Source organism: Microcoleus sp. B4-D4, from assembly GCF_036705185.1.
GTDB lineage: Bacteria > Cyanobacteriota > Cyanobacteriia > Cyanobacteriales > Microcoleaceae > Microcoleus.
The window spans coordinates 20,934-43,660 of record NZ_JAUBTX010000053.1; the positions used below are offsets into that span (position 1 = coordinate 20,934).

Here is a 22,727-nt window from a genome sequence, read left to right on the forward strand (position 1 = left end):
ATTTCCTTGATAAACAGCTTCCCTCCGCTGGTATTACCCAGACTCAGGTTCTAAGGGTGTTTTCTCAGCCCGGACTTTCGGGCACCCCTAGCTAAGCTGTTGATTGTATCACCGATTTCTGTGCGCGACGGCAGCAACTAAGGAAATCTTAATATTGAGAGATAGATGAGGTTCGCGATCGCCCTTTTGGGGCTTCTGATATTTCTGCTGTTTAAAAAGTGCGATTGTACCTCATTTAACAATCTAAAAACTATCACACCTCATCAGGATTAATCCCCATTTCGCGCAATTTGGCTGCTAGGCGATCGGTGCGTTGTTTTTCTTTTGAAGCTTTTTCAAGACGATAAAGTTAAAGATATGTCAGGAGATGAAGAACCTGTTGTGAATTTATCGGAGATTTTGGGTGAAGTTGATCGGGAGGCAGCTTTAGATTTGGCGATCGCTTATTCAGTGCAGCCTGTTCCGCCGTTGAGCGAGAGTGATTTTCAGTGGGTGCGATCGTTGCGCGTCTAAGTTGCAAGTTAACGTTTGGTTTAGTTCTTATGGGACAGACAAGATGTATAACCGGATTATGCCAAATAAATGGGTAGTAGCTGATGCACTTTTCGCTTACACTGCATCCTTTGTCTTTTGCCACTCTGCGTCCATCTCCATCCCTAACTCCTCTCCTATCTCCTTTTCTAAAAATCCCTCAACCCGCTCAATCCACATACCCATGTTTACCACGCCTCTTAACGTTCTTTCTTCAACCCGCCACTCCCAATAGATCATTCTAATCCTCGTTTCTCCTCGTACTCGACTTCTTACGATATTTAAAAAATTCCAATACACAAACCAATAATTATATTCTATATATTTTCGGTATTTCAACATACAATATTCAACCCATATAGAGAGACTAATCGGAATACAAATAAATAGAGTATTTTGAATTAAAAAGTAAAAGTGGCTTGGCATTAAGTTAATTAGCTTTCTCAACTCAGTATTTGCGAAGGAAAACAATCCTGTAATTACTCCAAAAACAATAGTAGCAGACATTGTTGAAAACATAACTGCCTGGAATTGTTGGTGGGACAGTTTTGTTCTCTTTTCCTTCTCTATTTTTATTATACTATCATACCAATATTCCTGTCTTAGGCGGGGATAGGATACGTATTGATAGAGTAATATAATTTGTAGGCTAGGCTCTATCTTCAAGAAAAGGAAATCCCATATTGTTTCTGTTTCATCAAGAAGCTTGCGCATTTCGTTGTCATATCTTTCTATAGAAATTTTTCTGGACTCCTTTTCTTTTGCTATGTCTATACCCTTCTTAATTGAAACAAGTAAATGCTTCCACTTGATTGGCACTAAGTTAGTTTTCTGATCGTACAGCTCTATTGAACAGATGGGTATAATTAGTCGAGGATCTAACGAAAGCACTCGCACAGAGTTAGCTATCTCAAGCGGAACTCGACTGATAAGATAAGCCACCCGACCAGCAATAATGCTCAAATTAGAGTTAGTGGATGTTTCAAAAGGCTTCCAAATCCAGTCCAATCGCTCTTTTACTCTCTTCTGGTCTTCTGTAAGTTTGTAACTCTCAATTACTTTTTCTTGCTCGGAGTGTCGCAGCAAATGTGCTAAGAGCAATGCAGCACTACTTGCTAAGCTCTGATTGCTATGCCAAATCCAAGAAACTAGCATTTGTGTAGCTGTCGGAGTTCCTATATCAACTAGAATGTCCATCAACTCGACAGAGCTAGATTCCACCAGAGATGATTCGATCACTCCAGCTTCCACCCAATATGAGATTTTTGACACAGCTAAATCTCCCATTCGTACCAAAGCAGAATGTAGTACAGGACGCAGTTCAGCTCTATCTGCATACTGACGAGCCAGCACATCAGCAGCTTCAGCTAAGTTAGTCATTGACAGAGCATTCGCTGCTGCCTCGCGGCGGGCATCTATTTCTCCAATATTTTCAAGCGTATCTTTCAAGAAGTTGAATACCTCAGTGCGTCTCCGGTCGTCTGCAGCTACAGAGGCAAAGGCACGATTTACCACCTCGTCGTTACTACCTTTTCCTAGTTGATCTTTGAACCTATTGATAATTTCGTCTGCCAACGCTAAATCTACCCTCTGAGCATCAGCTAAACACTCAAAAGCAGTAATCTCCGAAATCGTGCGTACTTCCCGGATCAAATCGGTACTATCCCCAGCAAGTCCACACCAGAGTTTTACTGTCTCACGCCAAGCGTCATTATCAGCTTTGAAACGAGTGAGTAGACCATCCTTATCATCTATTAACTTAGAGGCAGCGAAAAACTCTTGCAAAGTAAGATGAGCAAACTGATATTTCTCACCTCCATCTATTTTGATGAGTAAGCTGCTACGTTCTACAATTTCATTTAGTAGAGGCAAAGCGTCTTGGTCAGGCTGGAGATTAAGCTCAGGAAGTAACAGCTTTATCTGCTGCAAAACCGTCTTGAATTTGATGCTACCGCTATCTTGCTGTTGCTGCTTAGTAATATCTTGGTTGTAAATAGCTAAATCCTGGAGTACAAACCGCTTCTCCCGTGCCTGAAACTGATTGTGTTCATGATGCCATTGATCTAGCAAAATATCTGTAGATTTCCGATAGAACTCAGCGCGTGAGCGAGGCAGTACCAATGAGGTATCAGCATAGAGGTAGGCAATGATAGTTAACATGAGCGGATTGCGTGCTAACGCCATGATTCGAGGTCGGTCGTGCAACGTCTGCATGAGTTGCTCAATCGACTTTCCTGGTGGCATATATTGTTTCCACGCCTTCAAAAAGTCTCGAATCTGTTGCTCGATGAATTCAACAACTTCCAGAGTCTCAAGATGGTTCAGCTCGTCAAATTCACCTTTGTAGACTGCTGTACGGCAAGTAATAACGACACGACAATTTGGGTGCTTGTCCAATAAGTCCTTAATTTGTGCCACGACTTCCCAGCGATTATCGCTGTTGACTTCATCAAGACCATCTAGCAGCAACATTAGTGTACCTTGAGCTAAACTATGCTCTATAAAGAGCTGAGAATGAGGAAAATCATCCCGATCTAATGCCTCTACAAAGTGCTGTTCTAATGACTTGTCTGATTGGCTTAGCCGATGCAGTTCTAATAAAACTGGTACAGGTTGATCGGGTAGATTCAACCTACCTTCCGCGTAGCTAAGAGCAAGATACTTGAGCAGCATTGATTTACCAGAACCAGGTGCGCCTTTAACCATAAGTCGGCGATACTTGCTCACAGCACCGTAGGCATCGAGCTGTTCATTATCCTTAGTACCTGTAACTTTGAGAGGAACGTATATCTCGCGAATCTTCAGGGGTCGATTTGGTCGAAATGGGATTTTCAACTCCTGACACTTTTCAATTAGTCCCTTCCGATAATGTCGTAGAGCAATTCCACGTAAAAGTCTGGTTCCAGCACACCTATTATAGATCCAAGTACCTACTGCAGAGAAAAAGCTGCTAACTAGCTTTTGTAAGCTTTCCTTACACATATATAATATAAAAATAACAAAAGCTGCGAACCAACCCAGACCACCGAGAAAATCATCGTTGATTTTCTCCCATAAATCGGAATCCTTAGCCTTCTTAAGCCGGGTATATTCGTTTTTATAAAAACTTTCTATCTCTTCTATCTCTTGAGAAGTCAGCTTCTTTTTGTACGGCTCAACCTTTTTATCGACTTCTTTTAGATCGGGAGAAAGCTTGTTCTCAATCCGAAACGCTAAATCTTCATTAAGTTTTTCCTTAATTTTGGCAATCAGTTCCTTCTTGGAAGTCGGAGTTGATTGCTGAGTGGAATGAGGTGTTGGAGTCAGAGAAAGACTGGGTAATGTTCCAGCCCAGCCAAGCAGCAATGTCAGAATCAGTGTAAAAATTCCTGCAAGCAGTTGATTTGTGATGGGGAAAAATCTTTGCCACTTTTTACGCTGAACTCGTTTTAGCATCTTAACTTCCTTCTTTATATATAAGCATATTGTATTTTATTTCAAAAGCAAAAGCTGTAACAACTCAAGCCGCAGGGCGTTCCTACCCACAATTTAGTCTCGCCAGAGTCACCCGTACTAATCGCGATCGCGCTCACGCAATTTTCCCCTAAGCCACTATACCGATTCTCAAATAAGTGAAGTACGCCCCGATCGCATTCCAATTCCCAGGCGTACCTGATTTTACTGGAAAGTGCTATCTAATAATCAGTCCTTACATCGAATCTGCTGACTTAGGTTCCTCGACCTTGCTATCAGAGGCATTTGTAATATCAGATTCCCCCGAGTCAATTTTGTCTGTATCCTGCTTTAATTCTGATACAACTGCGCCTCCATCGCGCCAAGCTTCCGCATTTTCAGGCTTAATGGCGATCGCTCGATCGTAAGCTGCCATTTCTTATTCATACTAACCCAATATAAAATCAACGCTCACTTCTAAATCGGGAAAAGCCAGCGGCGCAACTTGTTGACCGCGCCAAAACTTGAGCATTAAACTATAACCATTCGGGCCGGGCTGACGGTAGACTTCCAAACAATTTTCAACTAAATCTACCAGCCAAACTTCCTGAATGAGCGATCGAGCGTAGATAGGGACTTTAATATTGCGATCGTTATCAACTGTGCTGTCGGCTACTTCAACTAACAGCAAAACTTCTGACGGTACTGGATGCGCCGTGGCGTAGTCAGCGCGAAGTTGCAGCCATAAAATATCTGGTTGAGGTTCAGTGCGATCGGTTAACCGAATTGGGTTTTGAACATCCAAAATAGCAATTTCTTCTGGAATAACACTAAACTGATCGATCAGGCGCTTTACACAACTTGCGTGACGAGTACCAATTGCAGCCATTTGGATAATCTCTCCTTCGATCAATTCCAATCGTTCATCTTCACGCAAAATACCAGCTTCACTCATCAGGTGATATTGTTGGACTGTAAATAGCCACCTTTGAATCTGAACAGACATAACTATTCTCCTTTTTCAACAGTTTATCTAAGCTTACCACAAAAAAAACCGCCCCAAACGGAGCGGCAAAAAGAGGAAAATTTTAGAGAACAAATCTTAAACAAGCCTTTAACTGCCGACAAGAAACATATTAGTAGAGCAAGAATTACTCGCCCTACTAACAGCTTTAGATGAGGGTGATGCTTGTTGCTGCTGTGGAACCAAAACTGTAGCCAGCAGTGGGGTTCGCAAGACCTAAACGCACAGTTCCATTATTAGTAGAAAATGCGTTGTCTTGAACCATAAAGGTTTGACTGAGTTGGCCATCGGTGAAAGACAGGGTGCCACCAGTTGGGCTGCCTGGAGTAAGCGCATAGTCCGTACCAAATACAGGTGCAGGCCCACTGCCGGGAGTACCCGCAAGAAGAATATAGTCAACTGATGCTGCACCTAAGCCACTTGAACGGGTAACTGTAACGGTTGTACCACCGCCCTGAGTGGCGATAGTGCCGTAATCAGACGCACTATACTGGAAGACATTGCCAGACGCACCTGCACTACCGTCAAGAATATCTAGCCTTGCTGTTGAGGGAGTACCGACTGGGCCGTTGTTGAGAAATAGGTTAACAGTCTCAGTCATTTCAGGCACACTATCAGGATTAACAAAGACGTTGAACGTCTTGGAAGTTTCCCCAGGGCCAAAGTTTAGTACACCAGAAGCAGAGGAGTAATCAACTGCACTCCCAGTAGATAATGCGGTGCCGTCAAGAGTACCGTAGCTAATGCTTGCCGGAGCCGTACTAGGGCCGACACGATTCACCGTCACCGTAGCAAAGCCAGATGATTCCTTGGTGCTGAAAGTAGCCGCACTAAAAACAAACTCGGTTGCTGTTGCGGTTCCCGGAGTCGGGGTTGGAAAAGGAGTCGGGGTTGGAAAAGGAGTCGGAGTCGGTGTCGGAGTCGGGACAGGGGGCACATCCAGAATCGTCAAGATTGATGGATTGCTGCCCACATTACCGCCGCTGAGTACCAAATTCACCGTTTCCGGCGATTCCAGAATCATGTCGCTCAGAGCCGAAATCGTGAAACTAGCGCTATTTTGCCCCGGAGCAAAATTCAGCGAACCAGCGGCCACACTGTAATCAGGTGCAGTCCCGCTAGAAATTGCCGAACCGTCAACAGTGGCGTAGTTAATTGTTGCTGCACCAGTGCCATCGGTACGAGTAACTGTAATCGTAGCCTGGCCGCCTTCGTTGACGCTGTAACTCTGCTGGCTGAACTGGAAAATACTCGCAGGCGTTGGAGTCGGTGCAGGAGTCGGAGTCGGAGTCGGAGTCGGCGATACCGACGTTGAAGCATCAAAAATCGTCACTGTGGCTGGATTGACAGTACCCACATTACCGCTGTTCAGAAATACATTCACCGTCTCTGGCCCTTCGGTAATAGCATCGTTCAGAGTCGGGACAGTGAAAGTCGCGCTAGTTTGATCTGCCGAAAAGTTCAGAGTTCCTGTAGTAGCAGTGTAGTCAGCAGCCGAGCCAGTAGAAAGTGCTGAACCGTCAACAGTACCAAAACTAATGCTTCCAGGAGCGGAAGTATTGCCTGTGCGAATCACTGTGACTGTAGCGGGACTGCCTTCGGGAGTAGAGTAATTATTTGCGCTAAAGCTGAAGACGCTTGCAGGAGTCGTTCCCGGTGTCGGTGTCGGTGCAGGCGTCGGTGTCGGCGTCGGGGTTGGTGTCGGGAATCCAGCCGATTGGAACCAAGCTGGGTTCGCGCTCAGTTGGGCTGCTGTCAAACCTTGGATGTTGACTAAATACTCGCCGCTGCCGGTATCGCGAACGAGGGTGTTGCCGATGCTGATGCCGTTGGAACCGGTGCCGTCGATGAATTGCAAATCGCTAAATTGCAGGCCGCCGAACAGTTGGATGACATCGTTGCCGGCGACTCGGAAGTCGGTAATCACGTCGGCATCGGCGACTCCGGGGCCGCCGGTGGTGGCTGTGGGCCTGCCGTCGCCGACTCGCCCGATCGCAAAAATGTCATTTCCACCACCGCCGCTCATCGTATCAGAACCGAGGTCGCCGTAAAGTACATCGTCGCCGAGGTCGCCTAGGATCAAGTCGTTGCCTTTCCCGCCGAACATCGTGTCATTGTCTTTACCACCGAACATACTGTCGTTTCCGTCGTTGCCAAAAACGCTGTCATTGCCGATGTCGCCTCTAACTAAGTCGTTGCCTTTACCACCGTAAACTTGGTCGTCGTCTTTGCCGCCAAAAACGCTGTCGTTACCTTCATTGCCGTTAACAAAATCGTTGCCGGGGCCGCCGAAAAGTAGATCGTTTCCGTCTAGTGCATTGATTGCATCATTGCCGTCAAGGCCGCTGATGGTATCGTCGCTCAGTAAGTTTCCCAGGCTAATTACGCGACCGTCTGGTAAAAGACCCGGTATCACATCGGGGCCGAGAGTTCCTGTTATATTTGCCATTTTTTTTAACTCCACAGGTTAATTTTTTTTGCTTTTGGTAGAAGCACCTGTAGAGATTCTTCAGGGTCAGATTGCGGTTGTTAAATTAACTGATTTGCAGAAAAAAACCGGACATTTATGTCAAAATTTAGTCTGCTGTTTGTCCCTATACGGTAATCTCTCCGTACATTTTAGGCTGTTGCGATTTCTTGCAACTGTATTCCGCTTCGATGTCCTGTTAATAATCAAGAAGGAGAATGTTCGATGAATGTTCCCGAATTTTGCAAAAGATTTGCATCAAAACTAATACTTGTTTGCTGCACAAATTCTGGCGTTTGTGGATTGCTATGAGTGCCAATAGCTAACCTATATATTTCTATTGATTCAACCGATTTCAGGACGATTTTTTAAGATTTATAGCAATCCTAAATCACTTAAAATAACTGGTTCATTTGGAAGAGCCGGGGAAATCATGTAAGATCAAGTGCGATCGATTAGCATAACAAAAATGTTTCGTAGTGTGGACTTTAGTCCGCGACAATAGATCGTATACTACCACCGTTTATATAGAGATTATTCGGTATAATCCCCTCTTACAAAATAATTGCTACATAGAACCCACCCCTTATTAAGGGGGCTAGAACTCGATCGGCAAGTATTTATTCAATTGGTAGAATTTAGGTGTATAGCGGTTCTCACAAAAGTGAGTATAGCCCGATGCCCGATGCCCGATGCCCGATGCCCGATGCCCGATGCCCGATGCCTTATACGAGAGCTTGAAAGGCTATATCAATACTTTTAAATATTGATATAAATATCCGAAAAGTTAATCGAATTGTAGCTAGTTTTGATTGTTTTTTTGCCCGTAACAAATCCTTCTCAATCCTGCTTGAATTATGAGGCAATTGCACCTCGATCGCGCCAAGCTTCAGCATTTTCTGGCTTGATGGCGATCGCACGATCGTAAGCTGCCATTGCTTCCTCGTAACGATTTAATTCTGATAAAGCTGTACCCATTTGGTGCCAAGCATCGTAGGATTCAGGCTTAATCGCGATCGCCTTTTGGTAAGCTGCAACTGCTTCTTCTGGGCGCTGCAATTTTGCTAAGGCTTCAGCTTTACCAAACCAAGCTTCGTAACACTCGGAATTAAGCTTAATTGCTTCGGAGTAAGATGCAATTGCTGCTTCGTATTGCGAGAGTTTCTCGAAAACTGTACCTCGGTTGTGCCACGCTTCAAAATCCTGGGGTTTAATGGCAATTGCTTTGTCGTAGGATGCGATCGCCTCTTGATAGCGCTGCATTTTTCCGAGCACTGCGCCTTTATTGTACCAAACTTCGTATTTGTCGGCTCGGATGTCCAAAGCCCGATCGTAAGAATCAACAGCATCAATGTAGCGGAGCAATCTCCACAGCACATTGCCTCGATTGTACCAAGTTTCGTATCTGTTGGGATTGAGGGCAAGAGCGCGATCGTAAGAATCAACTGCTGCGGCGTTTTGCTGTATTTTGCCCAGCATCGCGCCTCGATTGTGCCAGATTTCGCTGTCGGTTGTTTTGATGGCGAGGGCGCGATCGTAACTGGCGATCGCTTCTTCGTAGTGCCGCAGTTTACCCAACAAAGCTGCTATGCTGTGCCAACAGGCGTATGTGTAGGACTCGCTGGCACTTGCTTGCTCGTAACAGGCGATCGCCTCTTCGTACTTCTGCAATTTTGCCAGCAAATTCGCTTTATTATACCACGCTTCCCAACAATCCGGTTTCATCGATATTGCTTGGTCGTAACAGGCGAGGGCTTCTTCATAGCGCTGCAATTTTATTAACACATTTCCGCGCCAATACCAAGCCTCATCGACATTCTTATTCATTAAAATAGCTTTTTCAAAGCAGACTACTGCCTCATCATAATTGCCTTGAAAATAAAGCCCTTCACCTTGCTTGATGTAATCATCAGCAATCATATTTGCTTCGCTAGCAGGTGCTGTTTCCGAATTTTGCGAATTGTTTAACTGCGGTTGAGGTGCGAGTTTGACAGCTTCTTTGGCAACAACTGCGGGAAGTTGGGATATTTCTTGAACAATTTCAGATTTTTTCTCGTAAACTTCTGTTAACAAAACTTGGAGGTGCATGAGAAATTGAGATTTGAGAGTCTCAATTTGCTCGACGGAAGATTTGGAAAGTTCAGTTTCTCTACTTAAAAAATCAATGGATTGTTTGGCTGCACTCAGTTGCGATTCTAATTCATCTCTCAACTTTTGAGTCAGTTGACTAGAATTGATTAGCTCTGATTCTAATATACCAATGCCCTGCAATCTTTGATTGGCATCAGCAACTAACTGTCTGACTACCAGTCGCCGGAACGTCCAAAAAAAGGCAAGTGTCGCCGGTGGAAAGATAGTACCAAGAATTAGCAAAATATTCAGCAGAGCTATGGTGTTATTAAAACCATATCCAGATTCAGCATTACTATCAGTACGCAGGGCAAGAAAATCGAAAGCGTCGCGAACTTGCGGATTGCTTTCAACTCCGGTTTCAATTAATTTAGCCAGCCAGGTTTCTTGTAAAGATTGTGTTAATTCATCGCCGGATTGAGCAGCCGTATTCGCCTTGGTTTTTACTGCTGGAGATAACTCCGGCCCGGCGGCGGCTACTAGCAAACCTGCAGGGGATTTTACCGCAATTCGCGGGGAAAATTGTTCGTGGGCGATCGTCTCGGGCGCGCTCATTGACTCCGCCGGACGGGAGGCGATATTATTTATGGCATCAACAAATTTGCTGGCCTGCGGTATCCCTCCAGAGGCGGGAGGTGCAGCAGGAGCGGCGCTAGTATTAGCTGTTACATTCTGGGATGCGAGGGCGGCCAGAGTCAAGAGAGCTACATTTGAGACTCGCATAAACGTCAACTCACCTAGGAGAAATTAGTGCTTGTTTGTCAGCGATCGACCTCATACTCTCAGCAGTTACAATAACTGAGATGAGGAATGCTGGCGATGATGCTACTATCTCCAAAATACGGGCTGTGTCTGACTTGTCAGGAAAAGTGCCAATAATTGTAGCTGTATAACTTCGGTGAAAGAATTTATTCTGGTACCCGCTCCGGCTGAAATCGCCCTCGGAATCATCAACAGCCTTTTATGCGCCCCTTCTCAAAATCTTAACTTCCTAACCAAAATATCTATAAACTTGTCCCGCCCCAACCAACTTCGATCGCCCGAATTGTCGGTAAATTGCCAAAAATGCGATCGTCCAATTTAATCGTTGGGGCGGCTTCACCAATCTGCACAATTAGCCGCAAATCCGGGTGAAACCGCCCCAAAAAAACCGATTTTCAACTCTAAACCCCAGCTAAAACGGCTGACGGTTGCTGGCGCGCGACATCCGCTGCATCTAAATCTGCACCGAAGATTTCGCAGCTATTATTCGGACTTTCAATCAGCTTAATCTTGTGCAACTCTGCGCCCAATTCCCTCACGGGCGATCGCAACAATTGCCCGATCCGAACAGCAATATTCTCTGCAGTCGGCACAACCTTCTCAAAATAAGAAATATCCTTATTTAAAAAAGTGTGATCGAAGGGTTCAACAACATAATCGTCAACGGCTTTTTGCAAAGCTCCCAAATCAGCAATCATGCCAGTGCGCGGATCAATTTCCCCTTTCACAGTCACTTCTAAATGATAGTTGTGACCGTGACCGTTAGGACGAGCACATTTGCCATAAATTTCCGAGTTTTCTTCAAAGCTCAAATCGGGACGAGCCAACCGATGGGCGGCGCTAAAATGAGTTGACAGAGTTAGATAAGCTTCCATGCCGTTTCCTAAATATTCAGCCCAAAGTTCCGGGTGTTCAAACAATTGAATTTTGCTCACAGGCAAATGAGGGGCTAGCCGCAGCCAAATTTGCCGTGCTATGTTTTCGGTAGTTGGCAAAGTCTGCTCAAATTCCGGCCACGCTTCGTTAAGGTAGGAAAAATCGAGATCCTTGGTAACTTCCCGCTTGATGACGTGTTTGACATCAGACAGGTTGAGCACCATGCCGTACTCGTCGAGTTTTCCTATCATGGAAACGTAAAGAACGTAATTGTGTCCGTGTCCCGGTGCGCGGGCTGTTGGGCCAAACCGCTTAAAGTTCTCGGCTTCGCTCAACTCCGGCAGCCAGTACCGGTGACTCGCCGAAAACTGTGCCCGACGATTGATGATGCACTGCATAAAAGTCAAGTAGGGTAAGCTTGTTAAGTTCTGTAAAGGACTTACTTCTTAAGGATAAACTAATTTTTGCTGGAATTTTTCGATTATTTGAGGGTGCTTGACATGAATTTCTACCAATTTTCGAGATATTGGCAACAAGTCGCCGCGAGAGTCGCAGGGCCTATTGTGCGCCACAACACAGATATCCGGCATAAAATACCGCTACAAATCAGTTTCTCCTTATCCGTTGCTAACGTATCGGTTATCCCATTTTCGATTGGGGCCGCGAGGGATAGCTGCGCGTACTTTTTGCAACACAGGGCAGTCCACAGTTCTAGTTTTTCGCCTAAACTCTGCAATAGTTAGCAGTTTCCGGTTCAGTTGCGAGCAAAACTAATCACGAATTACGAAATATTCATGAATTGGATTACTGTACGAGCCGATCGCTTTTTTGAACATTTGTCCGGTGCGATCGCCACCCCGCTATTTTATATCGGCGACACTCATCTGTCGATTAGTGCGATCGTCAAACTAATAATCTTAGCTATATTTGCCTTCATTGTAGCTCGGATAGTCAGCGAAGGAATCAAGCGCAGCCTCCTAGTTCGGATGGGATTGGATCGCGGCAGCCGAGAAGCAATTGCCACCATCATTAGTTATATTTTAGCAACTCTCGGCTGTATTTTCGTCCTGCAAGGTGCCGGCATCAACCTCACTTCTCTCACCGTCTTAGCTGGCGTAGTCGGCATTGGTTTCGGCTTCGGGTTGCAAAATCTTGCCAGCAACTTTATCAGCGGTCTCACCCTGTTATTCGAGCAGCAAATTAGAGTCGGAGACTTTATTGAAATCGACCATTTGTTAGGAACAGTTGAAAACATTTCCATCCGCTCCACAATTATCAAAACAATTGACGGACTTTTTGTAATTATACCAAATATTAAGTTTGTCGAAACTAACATTATCAACTGGAGTTACAGAGACCCCAGATGCCGCCTTCACATCCCCGTTGGCGTGGCTTACGGCTCCGATCCAGTATTAGTTACCGAAGCGCTATTAGTTGCGGCGCGGATGGCCTCGAATGTCTTGTCTCATCCTTCTCCTAAAGTATGGTTTAGCGGTTTTGGAGACAACGCTTTAAATTTTGAACTCTTAGTTTGGATTGACCAGCCACAGGAAAGCAATGCCATTAAAAGTGCAATCAATTTTTCGATAGATTACGAATTGCGCCACCGAAAGATCGAAATTCCCTTTCCCCAGCACGATTTATGGCTGCGAAACCCGCAAGAGTTAACTCAAGCTTTTAACCACAACAAAGACGATAATTCCAATGGAAAAGTTGTTCCGCAGAATACTAAAAATTCAGCCGAACTCAAATCTAATTCTACGATTTCTGAGCAGAGCACTCCTGGTAAAGCACCTAATAATTGGACTCTGCGAGACTTGTTGCGGCGAGTTACTTATTTTGAACAGTGTACGGATTTAGAACTGCGACAGTTAATTGAATATGGCTACCGACAAATGTTTCCAGCGGGACAGATTGTCTGTAAAGAAAATGCCCCTGGCGATTCTTTTTATATTATTCTTTCCGGGGCTGTAGAAGTTCTTTCTCAAAAAACAGATCAGTATATTGCGACGCTTCACGAGGGCGAGTTTTTTGGGGAAATTTCTTTGCTGTTGGGAACTCCGAGAACGGCGACTGTTAAAACTAGCGAAGATTCAATTTTGTTTGTGGTGGAACGCCACGACTTGCAAAAACTTTTAATTGAACAGCCAAATTTAGCAGATCAGATTGCTCAAAAATTGTCGGAACGCCAGCAAGCTTTGAGAGATTTGGGATTGTTATATGGTGATTCTCTAGAACAAGCTCCTTTTATTAAAATTAGGAAACGAATTCAAGTTCTTTTTGGAATTTAGTTGTCAGTTGTCAGTTGTCAGTTGTCATTGGGAATTGGGAATTGGTAATTGGTAATTGGTAATTGGTAATTGGTAATTGGTAATTGGTAATTAGTAATTGGTAATTGGGCAATCCTCTCCCATTCTCCCCCTCTCCCCCTCTCCCATTCTCCCCCTCTCCCATTCTCCCCCTCTCCCATTCTCCCCCTCTCCCCCTCTCCCCTCTCTCTCCCATTCTCCCCCTCTCCCCCTCTCCTTCAACTAACTAAGTTCTCATTTTTAATTCATCCTGTGCTTCCCGTCGTAGTTTAGAGGCAATTCTAAACAGTTCTTGACCTGTGTGTAAGTGGCGATCGTCATAATTGAGGGTAAATAAATGCAATTCTTCTATGCCATCGCCGACTTGATTGATACAATAGTAGAGATGGGCGGCTACTCCGGCTAGATTAGAAGGATTGGGCATCGATCTAAGACTGTTATGAGCTTTTTCAAGAAATTCGCGGCTGTTATCGATATAGGCTTGAAACTTTTCTATCAGTTCGTCATCGAACGGATCTGCTGACAATTCGTTTATTTCCTTTTTCAGCGGCTTCAAAATGTTGTTGAGCATTCTATTGACTGGTTTATATACTTTAATCAGCCACTGTTCCATTTGTTCGTCGGCATCCCGCGCTGTTTGTTGTCGCTGGCGGCTGAAGTTGGACGCGCTGGGCGATCGCAATTCTTCGCTTTCTGGGGAAATTTGGCGATCGTAAGATTGTCTTTGCTTGGCATCTCCTAATATTTCATAGGCTGCATTGAGACGGATAATTTCTTCGTGACCGGCTATTTTACTCTGGCTGTCTGGATGAAATAATTTGACTAAACGGCGGTATGCTTGTTTAATCTCGGCTTGTGTTGCTGTTGGGCTAATTTTTAGGGTTTTGTAGTGATTGCTAACGGAAGACACGCTCTTATTTCCTTGAAATCTAGATAATCTGCGAAAAAGTGCTTGACAAAAATATCATTTTTTGCTAAAGTATTAGTTATTTATTTGATATAAATGTCAAAAGTTGTCGGGAAAAAACTTTTGTTTTCAAATTATTATAAATCCATTTTATAAAAATATTGAGTCTTGAAAAAGTTCGCAGCATCCGACTTTGGTCTTCTCTTGACGGATTTGAGTTAAACAGGACTTGCATTCCTCTGACTGGCACAATTGCGATCGCCGACAATATTCTTTCTGCAAATTTGATATTAATCAGGACTTGCATTCCTCACTACAAACAACAGCAGGGCGTAAACTCTACGCCCTGCTAAAAGTTGCTGCGACTTGCGCCGGAAGCTGATTTAGTTGACAGCCACCGCTAGATTGAGTTCTGGATCTTGGAACAAGGGAGTGCTCAGATAGCGTTCGCCAAAGCTAGGCTGAATCATCACAATCAATTTCCCGGCATTTTCTGGACGCTTGCCGACTTTTAAGGCCGCACAGAGTGCCGCACCGCTGGAAATACCGGACAAAAGTCCTTCTTCTCTGGCTAAGCGACGCCCGTAGGCGATCGCCTCGTCATCGGTAACAATTATCACCTCGTCGATCGCCTCCACATTCAGCACCGGCGGCACAAAACCCGCACCGATACCTTGAATTTTGTGAGGCCCTGGCTTTCCGCCCGACAGTACCTGACTGTTGGCCGGCTCAACGGCGATCGCCTTAAACTCGGGTTTCCGCGACTTGAGTACCTCTGCAACACCCGTAATCGTACCGCCAGTGCCGACTCCAGAAATCAGGAAATCCACCTCGCCGTCGGTATCTGCCCAAATTTCCTCAGCCGTTGTCGAACGGTGAACCTCCGGGTTGGCTGGATTCCGAAACTGCTGCAACATATACGCATTCGGAGTTTTGTCCACAATTTCTTGAGCGCGGCGGATGCAGCCACTCATGCCCTCAATGCCGGGAGTCAGTTCTAGTTGGGCTCCGTAAGCTCGCAGCATCGATCGGCGTTCCGTGCTCATGGTATCGGGCATTGTCAAAATCAACTGGTAGCCCTTCGCCGCCGCCACCATTGCCAAAGCAATTCCGGTATTGCCAGAAGTCGGTTCTACTAAAACCGTTTTTCCTGGAGTAATCAGCCCTTCGGCCTCGGCTTGATTGACCATACTGACACCAATCCGGTCTTTTACCGATGCTGCCGGATTCATGCCTTCGAGTTTGACCACAATCCGAGCCAAGCAGCCTTCGGCTTGGGGAATGCGGTTGAGTTGCACCAGGGGTGTGTGTCCGACCAATTCTGTAATGTCGCCAGCAATACGCATAATCTTTGTCTGTTTGTTGAGAGTAAATTGTTAATTGCTCGTTGGCAATAGTAACTAGATGTAATACATAATATCGAGCTGCCGCCTGCCATTGCGCTTTTCGCACAGATCCTGTAGCGTATATTTTTGCAAAACCGAGTTGGCAGTCGATCGCGCTTCTTGCCAAACTTCCCAAATTACAGCACTTTCTACCGTTTGAGCCGGCGAGTCTTTTTGGGAGCGATCTAATTCTGAGCCTTCGAGACAGTTAATAATTTCCAGCAATGTAATTTTCCACGGTTCCCTGGCCAAGATATAACCGCCCTTAGCTCCTCGCTGGCTGCGAATCAGCCCGCAGCGTCTCATTGTAGCCAGTAACTGTTCTAAATATCGATCGGGAATATTTTGCTGAGCCGCTATCTGGCGAATTTGCAGGGGCTCGCCCTCATCGTAGCAATCGGCCAGTTCCAGCAAAGCTAAGATTGCGTATTCGCTTTTACAGGAGAGTTCTACCATATTGCTTCAAATACCTGAATTCTAGACTCCGAAGTCCGATCTTAAAATTTTCCTCAATGTTGAGTTCAAAATTTTAATTCCTCAATTGTTATTATACTCCGGTTTTCCACTGAACTTAATCGACTTTCATAAATTTCTACAATCTTCTCTCAACAAACCGGGTTTCATCTAATGTCTGGTCGATTACCATAACAAAAACCCTTCGTAGTGGGGACTTTAGTACGCTCCCTGATTGCGGACTCGCATTCCCCACGCGCGATCCAATTTGAGATATGTCAATCGACCGCACATGATATTAGAGTCTAGGAATGATCGGAGACTTGCATTGTTTTCATTCGCTCTCCGATCAGCAAATTATCTGCGTCCATCTGCGTTTATCTACCTTACATCTGCGGTTAAAGGATCGATCCCGTGATTTATGCAATTGCTCGTTTAATTTTCAATTGCTTGCGGGCCCCAAATTAGTCTCGCGCACAAAAAAGCCCTGCCGGAAGCAGGGCTAAATTTGGCTAGAATTAGCAGAGAGGGTATGACCCGCCCTGCCTTTCTTTCACCCGCTCTTAGAACGTAAAAGTAGTTCTCAGAGTACCAATAATGATGTCATCGTTGCGATCGTTTTGATTGGGGTTAGTAATCCAAATGACGCCCGGAGTCACAGCAATGTTATCCGAAACCTTGAGCTTGTAGAAGCCTTCAAAGTGCCACGAAGTATCGTTTCTGAAGTTATCCAAATTGCCGGGAGCTTCAAGTTTATCCAAGTAAGGCTCGCGACCTACCACAAAGCCCAGCAAGTTGCCTTCTTTTCCTAAATCAGGCAAAGCCAAGGTGACAGCGTAGTTCCAAATTCTCGCATCGCCGATTCCGAGAATGCGAGCATTCGTTAAACCGCCCCAGCCGCCAATTATAAATCTCGGGCTGAGACGGAAAGAAGCCTGAGCGCCGTAGGAGTTGCTGACCACTTTGCGAGCCCGGAAACCGGGGAAGCCGTCGCTCAAACCGTTGATGGAATTAGCCACACCGGTACCAGTGAAACCGCCGATATTATCGGGGCCGCTTCCCAAAGCATTGTCAAACCCGAAGTTACCTCGGCTAAAGTAACCGTGGTTGTAGTTGAAAGCAACTTGCAAGTTGCGTCCGGGGGTAAAAGTCAACTGGCCCATCGCCGCGTAGTCGCCGTTGAACAAGCCTGCACCCTTAGCAGGACTGGCTGCACTTGAAGCCAAATAGCCGAAGGACAGAGAAGTCGGGCCGAACACGCCGCCCAGCAAGCCTCTGCCACCGAAGGCATAGTCAAAGCCGATACCCGCACCGCCACCCAAGCGGTAAATCGGGTTGCGCTGTCCGAAGGCGCTCAGGGAGCCGTTGCCACCGTCATAGTCTTCAAAGTAAGGGTTGACAGTCGGCATAATGTCGTCCCAAACGCCAGCGTTAGCTGCCAAGGTAACGTTCAGGTTTTGACCTACAGGAAACTTGTATAGCAAGCTGTCTAGGGCAACAACGTTGTCGGTTCTGCCGACAACGTTCCAAGTTTGAGTGCCTTCGCTGGTAGCCCCAAGGTTAAATCTTTGACCGTTGCCGACTTGAAGCCTGGTAAGTAACAAGTCTCTGCCGGTAAAGCTGGTATTTAAGTTGAGACGCACCCGCTGTTGGAAGACGGTCTCATTGTTACCCTGGCCGACGATCCTGTCATTGCCTCTGCCAAACAAGCCATCGTTGCCACCAAAGTCGTCGCTGAGGGCAAAAATTGCTTCCCCAGTCAGTTTGGTAGTAGTTGAGAATTGGTTGGCTTCGAGTTCGGATGTCCGAGCTTCGAGAGCATCGACGCGGCCGCGCAGGGTTGCCAGTTCTGCTGCAAATTCTTCTTGGAGCCGTTGGAGGGCTGCCAAGTCATCTTTCGTAGCTAAGTTGCCGCTGCCTGCTCTGATCAGCTCGCTAACCTTGTCTAAGCAAGCGTTTAAACCGGCTGCGAATTCGTAGCGGGTCATTGCCCGGTTGCCACGGAATGTGCCGTCGGGATACCCGGCAATACAGCCGTAGCGCTCGACTAGGGATTGCAGTGCTTGGAATGCCCAGTCTGTAGGCCGCACGTCAGAAAGTTGAGATACTGAGGTGACTTGACCTTGAGTTTCGCCACCTGCTGCACCTTCGCTGCTGTACTGATTGAGCTGCTCTAATGTGGCGGCTGGGTTTTGAGCTTGTGGTGCGACAGTTTGGGCTACAGGTTCAGCCTGTGCTGTTTGGGCTACAGGTTCAGCCTGTGCTGTTTGTTCTGCTGGCGCTGCCGCTGTTGGTTCTGCCGGGGCTGCCGCTGCCGGGGCGGTAGTTTCTAATTGAACTGCACCGAGTATCTCTGGGATAGCCGTAGCTGTCGGGGCTGGAGTTTCTAGTTTCGCAGCCGCTGAATTTTCTACCGGTTGAGCGACTGTGGGCTCAACTGCTGCTAGAGATTCAGTTGCAGGTTTTGGTGCTGCCGCTTCGGGATTTTCCGCTGCGGGGGCTGTGTTGGCTGTGGCTATCGCGCTTTCTGTTGCAGCCGTGCCTGAAGCTGCAATCGCTGGCTCTGTTTCTATGCCAGCGGCTGGGGAATTTTCTGCGATTCGATCTGCTGCTGCGGTAGTTTCGTCAACCGCTGCTACAGCATTGACTTTCGCTTCCGAGGTTTCAGCAGTTTCAGCTTTGGCAGCTTGAGGCTTGAGCGCATCAGCACCGGGCTGAGCGTTTGCTGCCATCGCGCTCGAAGAAACTACTAGGGTAGCTCCTAAGACTGCTGGGCTGATTAATAGGTAACTCCACAAAAATTTCGACATATTCACTCTCATCCTCACACCGATTACAGAGAAACTTTTCTAGTCTTCTATGCCGTCAGTAGTTGCTCCACTAGCATACTGCAAAAAAAGACCTAAAATTCACTTTTTCTTTTGATTCTTTTGGTCTGACTGAGTGTATGGATGCGATCGGCTGCTGCTGAGGGCGTATTTTGTACCCTGCCATCGACTGCCTCAAAACCTGACAAGACTTAGGCTGTCGATTGATTTGACTGCTTGCATCCAAAAGCCCGATCGCCTCTGTACTTTTTTAGCACAGCACGCCCGAATAGTCTAGGCTGATTCGACTTTACCATCCAAGCTGTGTCCGAGGACGCTAAAGACTTGGCGGCAATCGAACAATTCTAACAAATCGGCGTTGATTTTGTTGTGAGCTGCTTCTTGCCGCAAAATTTTCATCGCTGCCTCTGTCTGCAGAGCTCGTTTGTAGGGACGATCGCCCGCTGTCAGGGCGTCGTAAATATCCGCGATCGTCATTAATTGCGCCTGAATCGGGATTTCAGAGTTTTTCAGTCCTCGCGGATAGCCGGTACCGTCGAGTTTTTCATGGTGTCCGTAGGCGATTTGGGGAACATTTTTTAAATCTTTTGTCCACGGAATTTGGCTGAGAAATTCGTAAGTGTGAGTTACGTGAGATTCTATTGCCGATCGTTCTTCCGCTGTCAGGTTGCCCCTCGACACCATCAATTGCACGATCTCGTCGGGAGTCAGCAGGGGTTTAACTGCCCCGTCGATATCTTTATAAGTTTGCCCAGCAATTTCTCGCAGTTGAGCTAAGGGTTCTTCTGCCAAAATGTGAGGTTCGTTGGCTTCGATCAGGATTTCCCAATATTGAGCCAATCTGGTTTTTGCTTCTGCTAGTTTAGTGTCTAGCTTTTCTATTTGCTGGCATTGAACGCACTCTGGCTCTTCGCTGGGATGTTTTCGGTAGGCTGAATGCTCTAGCAAATATTTATATTTAGACTGGACGCATTCCATCTCCATTGTCCGCTGAGCTAAGCCAAAGCGGTGGCGGATGATTTCTAGCTGTGCGGGGTAGAGCTTTTTCTGTTTGGTCAAAACTGCTTCTGGCACTCCGATTTTACCAAAATCGTGCAGCAAGGCTGCGTAGCGAATTTCTTGAATTTGGCGGTTGTTAAAGTAGACGGAGCGCAGCCATCCGTTGCTGACGGCGTTTACTTCTTCTGACAGGCGCACTGTCAGGGCTGCTACTCGTTCTGAATGGCCGTAGGTACAGGGGTCTCTGGCTTCTATGACTTGCACGCTGGCTTTGACGAAGCCCTCGAACAAATGTTCTATACTTTCTTGGAGATGATTGCGCTCGATCGAGATTGCTGCTTGAGATGCGAGCGATCGAATTATTCTTTCTTCCCACAAAGAATACTGCTGCGTCGATTCCCAGGCATTCTCGGCTGTCAGCACCGCATCTGGCTTTGTTTTGCGATTGATCAGTTGCAGTATGCCTGTTGTCTCGCCTTCTCTGTTTTGCATCGGCAACACCATTACCGAGCAAGTGCGGTAATTAATATCCCTGTCAAAACTGGTATCTAGCTGGTAAGGTACGGCTGGGGGTAAGTCGTAGGCATCCGACAGGTTCAAACTTTGACCTGTAATTGCTACGTAACCCGCCAAACTTTTGTCTGTCAGCGGCAGCGCAAACTCCTTAAACGACAGGCTCGGTTTAGAAGCGTTTTGGGCTACCTTGAACAGCAGCTTAGGTTTTTCGTCGTTGCGGTCTACTAAGTAAACGCTGCCCGCATCGCTGCTGGTAATTTCCCTACTTTTGGATAAAATTAAATTTAACAAACCGCCTAAATCTTGAGCGCTCGACAGAGCAGCGCCAATATCCAGAAGCTTTTCTATCAGATCGGTTCTTTCAGCAGACTCGTTCAATAACTCTGGCTTTTCAAATACGATCATGGTCGGAGGATGGCGAACAGCCTTTTATACATTGGACTTTTTGCATCTCGACTTTCTCACACCCGATTTTAACCCAGAGTCGATTTTTTTATTGGCGAGCTTGTGGCGATTGTGGACTGTCGCTAGATGCAGCGGCTCCTGTCGGACAAAGCGGAACTGTTTTAATGTAGCGTAGAAATTTCTTGGGCTAGCGCAAAGTCTTTTTCAGTTAACCCTCCGGCATCGTGAGTTGTCAAATTAACTGTTACTTTGTTGTAGGAGATTTTGATATCTGGGTGATGTCCTGCGGCTTCTGAGGGGGCAACCAATTTATTCACAAAGGCGATCGCTTCGATAAAATCTTTAAATAAACGGGTACATTGCAGTTGCTTGCCTTCAACTGTCCAGCCTGACAATTGACTAGCGCGCTCTTGAATTTCCGTATTGTTAAGTAGGTCAGCCATATTTTTTTTGGTATTTTGGGATGAGTGTGGCATATTCACAGCCCACCTGCAGAAAATCCTACAAAAAACTATCCGCTCTCAAAAATAGTGTTGAGGCTCAAGTTTTAATACTCAAGATGTAACACTATTTATGAGAGCGGTCTAGCGGGTCTTCAGATTAGAACCTGACTGCCGGGAGAATCCCTAGCTCAGCCTGGTTCCCCGTGGAATTCGTTTCCCGTTGGAAACGACGGCTGACTGCTAGTGAGCGGCCCCGGCGCACAGCCGGTAGTTTCCAATCTGATGACCCATGCGTTTACTACTTTCTATCATGGGCATCACCTCCAAGTTTTACTAAATGGTTTATATTTGAACGCACCTGACCCAAATACAAGATTTGGTGTCAGGATTTGTGCGCTAGCTATTGCCAGCGTTACTGAAAGAACCTGCGTTCTGAGTATCATTCCAGCAATCACAATTACTAGAATAACACAAGGAATCAGAAGTGGACGATGCTGGTTGAAAAATTTTCAAAATATCCGCAAATTACTGCCACTGCAATGTTTGCGATCGATCTCTAAAGCAAGGGTGCGATCGGATAACCAGAGCCAAGAATATGCCTGCACCGTTACGAATTAACCTAAATGAAGAGGAAGACCGTACCCGAGCGAGAACTAAGCTGGGCTGATGGAGTGCCAACGCGCTGTAAACTCATAGCGATCGCATTGAGACTCAATGCACATGGATCGAAAGTACAGCAGATAGCCAGTTATCTGAACTGGCACGAGCATACAGTCAAAAACACGCTCAGACGTTGGCCGCAAAAGGGATTAGGAAGATTATGGGAAACGCCAGGGCGAGGCCCGAAGCGACGTTGGAGTGAGGAGGATGGGCAAACTGTAGAGCAATGGGTAGAAGAACCCTGTCGATATAGCGTCCGTCAAATCAGCCAAAAACTTTTAGAAGATAGATTTTTAGAAATAGCTAGGGGGGTGACAAAGAGGCCTAGGAGATAGACCGAATCAGGGTTGCAGCCCGCATACCTTGTTGATAAAAGCGACGTTTATTTGGAGTTAACTTTATTAACTGTTCCACCACATCAGAATATTGTTCGAGATAATTAACCCACTTTTCTCCATCTTGCGCCTACACCAAATGTACTCCGTCTTCGATATTTTTTTTAGGTTCTTGACGCCGACATACATAGGGCTTGCTGAATAAGCCTAAAACCCTTACCTCAAAAGACTTTGACTCGCGTTCGGCGTAGACAACGTGTAAGAC

17 protein-coding genes and 1 riboswitch are annotated in these 22,727 nt (G+C 46.1%); of the genes, 3 read left to right on the forward strand and 14 right to left on the reverse strand.

Going from position 1 to position 22,727, the window contains the following annotated elements; genetic code table 11:
* Positions 1-2: 2 nt before the first annotated feature.
* Positions 3-99: riboswitch (TPP riboswitch) on the reverse strand.
* A 225-nt stretch (positions 100-324) separates the two neighbouring features.
* Positions 325-513 carry a DUF4058 family protein gene (locus QUB13_RS25925; RefSeq protein WP_333386688.1) on the forward strand — a complete coding sequence of 63 codons (189 nt, stop codon included), beginning with the start codon at positions 325-327 and terminating at the stop codon, positions 511-513.
* 96 nt (positions 514-609) lie between these two features.
* Here the strand turns inward: QUB13_RS25925 and QUB13_RS25930 are convergent, their stop codons facing one another.
* The 7 genes from QUB13_RS25930 to QUB13_RS25960 all read right to left on the reverse strand — a co-directional run bounded on the left by QUB13_RS25930 (position 610) and on the right by QUB13_RS25960 (position 11,620).
* Positions 610-3,966, reverse strand: a complete 3,357-nt coding sequence (locus QUB13_RS25930; RefSeq protein ID WP_333386691.1) for an NACHT domain-containing protein — start codon at positions 3,964-3,966, stop codon at positions 610-612.
* A 253-nt stretch (positions 3,967-4,219) separates the two neighbouring features.
* Positions 4,220-4,399, reverse strand: a complete 180-nt coding sequence (locus QUB13_RS25935; RefSeq protein ID WP_333386694.1) for a hypothetical protein — start codon at positions 4,397-4,399, stop codon at positions 4,220-4,222.
* A gap of 12 nt (positions 4,400-4,411) precedes the next feature.
* Positions 4,412-4,969 carry a Uma2 family endonuclease gene (locus tag QUB13_RS25940; protein WP_333386697.1) on the reverse strand — a complete coding sequence of 186 codons (558 nt, stop codon included), beginning with the start codon at positions 4,967-4,969 and terminating at the stop codon, positions 4,412-4,414.
* 166 nt (positions 4,970-5,135) lie between these two features.
* On the reverse strand, positions 5,136-7,436 hold the full coding sequence (locus QUB13_RS25945; protein WP_333386699.1) for a Calx-beta domain-containing protein: 2,301 nt from the start codon (positions 7,434-7,436) through the stop codon (positions 5,136-5,138).
* An 873-nt stretch (positions 7,437-8,309) separates the two neighbouring features.
* Entirely contained in the window at positions 8,310-10,307 is a 1,998-nt protein-coding gene (locus tag QUB13_RS25950; protein ID WP_333386702.1) for a tetratricopeptide repeat protein, read from the reverse strand.
* Positions 10,308-10,588: 281 nt separating this feature from the next.
* Positions 10,589-10,729, reverse strand: a complete 141-nt coding sequence (locus QUB13_RS25955; protein ID WP_333386705.1) for a hypothetical protein — start codon at positions 10,727-10,729, stop codon at positions 10,589-10,591.
* An 18-nt stretch (positions 10,730-10,747) separates the two neighbouring features.
* Positions 10,748-11,620 (reverse strand): 6-carboxytetrahydropterin synthase, encoded by an 873-nt coding sequence (locus tag QUB13_RS25960; protein ID WP_333386708.1) that lies wholly within the window; start codon positions 11,618-11,620, stop codon positions 10,748-10,750.
* Positions 11,621-12,016: 396 nt separating this feature from the next.
* Here QUB13_RS25960 and QUB13_RS25965 point away from each other — a divergent pair, with 396 nt between their 5' ends.
* Positions 12,017-13,513, forward strand: a complete 1,497-nt coding sequence (locus QUB13_RS25965; RefSeq protein ID WP_333386712.1) for a cyclic nucleotide-binding domain-containing protein — start codon at positions 12,017-12,019, stop codon at positions 13,511-13,513.
* Between the two features lie 17 nt (positions 13,514-13,530).
* On the opposite strand, the gene QUB13_RS25970 is transcribed toward QUB13_RS25965, so the two are convergent.
* The 7 genes from QUB13_RS25970 to QUB13_RS26000 form a co-directional block, all read right to left on the reverse strand.
* Positions 13,531-13,692, reverse strand: coding sequence for a hypothetical protein (locus tag QUB13_RS25970; protein WP_333386714.1), 162 nt, complete (start codon positions 13,690-13,692; stop codon positions 13,531-13,533).
* Between the two features lie 65 nt (positions 13,693-13,757).
* A complete protein-coding gene (locus QUB13_RS25975; RefSeq protein ID WP_333386716.1) occupies positions 13,758-14,441 on the reverse strand; it encodes a J domain-containing protein in 684 nt (227 codons plus the stop codon).
* A 380-nt stretch (positions 14,442-14,821) separates the two neighbouring features.
* Positions 14,822-15,784, reverse strand: a complete 963-nt coding sequence (gene cysK / locus QUB13_RS25980) for a cysteine synthase A (protein WP_333092962.1) — start codon at positions 15,782-15,784, stop codon at positions 14,822-14,824.
* Between the two features lie 54 nt (positions 15,785-15,838).
* A complete protein-coding gene (locus tag QUB13_RS25985; protein WP_333092963.1) occupies positions 15,839-16,279 on the reverse strand; it encodes an RrF2 family transcriptional regulator in 441 nt (146 codons plus the stop codon).
* Between the two features lie 560 nt (positions 16,280-16,839).
* Complete coding sequence (locus QUB13_RS25990; RefSeq protein ID WP_333386720.1) at positions 16,840-19,086, reverse strand: iron uptake porin; 2,247 nt, start codon at positions 19,084-19,086, stop codon at positions 16,840-16,842.
* Positions 19,087-19,377: 291 nt separating this feature from the next.
* Complete coding sequence (locus QUB13_RS25995) at positions 19,378-21,024, reverse strand: HD domain-containing phosphohydrolase (RefSeq protein ID WP_333386723.1); 1,647 nt, start codon at positions 21,022-21,024, stop codon at positions 19,378-19,380.
* Between the two features lie 161 nt (positions 21,025-21,185).
* Positions 21,186-21,467: a 4a-hydroxytetrahydrobiopterin dehydratase gene (locus QUB13_RS26000; RefSeq protein WP_194012709.1), complete on the reverse strand. Its 282-nt coding sequence runs from the start codon at positions 21,465-21,467 to the stop codon at positions 21,186-21,188.
* Between the two features lie 623 nt (positions 21,468-22,090).
* Here QUB13_RS26000 and QUB13_RS26005 point away from each other — a divergent pair.
* Positions 22,091-22,462: a helix-turn-helix domain-containing protein gene (locus tag QUB13_RS26005; RefSeq protein ID WP_333386727.1), complete on the forward strand. Its 372-nt coding sequence runs from the start codon at positions 22,091-22,093 to the stop codon at positions 22,460-22,462.
* Positions 22,463-22,727 lie beyond the last annotated feature (265 nt).